Source organism: Mailhella massiliensis (assembly GCF_900155525.1).
GTDB lineage: Bacteria > Desulfobacterota > Desulfovibrionia > Desulfovibrionales > Desulfovibrionaceae > Mailhella > Mailhella massiliensis.
In genome coordinates this window covers 1-876 of record NZ_LT706950.1, presented here as the reverse complement: position 1 = coordinate 876, position 876 = coordinate 1, and the positions used below count along the sequence as shown (strand labels likewise).

Annotated in this window: 1 pseudogene; it reads right to left on the bottom strand. The window is 61.4% G+C overall.

What is annotated here, in order from left to right:
• Positions 1-625 (bottom strand): annotated as a pseudogene (locus CZ345_RS17025) (hypothetical protein); the annotation flags it as partial.
• Between the last annotated feature and the right edge of the window lie 251 nt (positions 626-876).

The window sequence follows — 876 nt, the reverse complement described above, 5'->3', positions numbered from 1 at the left end:
TTCGGAACAGCAGGCTTCCTTCCCGCCACGGCGACGCCGGACGCAGCGGCAACATGCCAAGAGCGTCCTGCAAGGGCGCGGCGGTGACGGGAGCCGGACTTGCGGGCATCATGGCGGGAAGCGTCGCCGTAAAACCGAGAAGCGGGTCGCCTGTGGCTTCGGAAACATCCGCCGTTCCCCATCCCTGAACGGTTTTGGAAAGTTCCGCGATGCGCCGCCGAAGCAGCAGATGGGCTTCCTGCTCGGAATCCGTCACGCTGGCCCAGGTGCAGAAGCAGATGCGGAACCGGATGCAGCATACGCCTTCAAGGTCCAGCTCTTTCAGGGCATCGACGGCTTTATTGAACTTTTTGTTGTCCGAAGAGCTGAAGGCCAGGATGGCCGCAAGCAGGGGCCGGAGGCCCATGTTCAGGCCGCCGTCTTCCAGCAGGAAGGAAATGCGGTACGGCAGTCGTTCATCACGCCTGGCAAGTACCCTGAAAAGTTCCTGAAACGGTTTCGGCGTCTGGGGCATGAGCGTCATGATGAGAGGCCCGAATATTCTGTCGCCGATGCGTATGGCGTTGCGGGAAATCAGTTCTCCCTCACGGGGCCAGAGCTGTGTCTTGAAATCCGGGTACAGCATGTTATGCAGCCTGTCCGTCCTGCTTGTGTCGGGGTCGGGCAGACGCAGCGGCAAGGGATCGCCGGATATGAGAGGCCGCCAGTCCCGACCGGTCATCTCCGGGGAAATGCACAAGCGGATGTCCCGCAGAGCCTCATGGGCCGAAAGGGGATGCACCAGCAGGTCAACCTGACGGAAAGCGTCCATCACGCCGGTCAGAAAACCGTTATGGGCGTCATGCAGCGCGGCTACGGCACGGGATACCTGCTGAC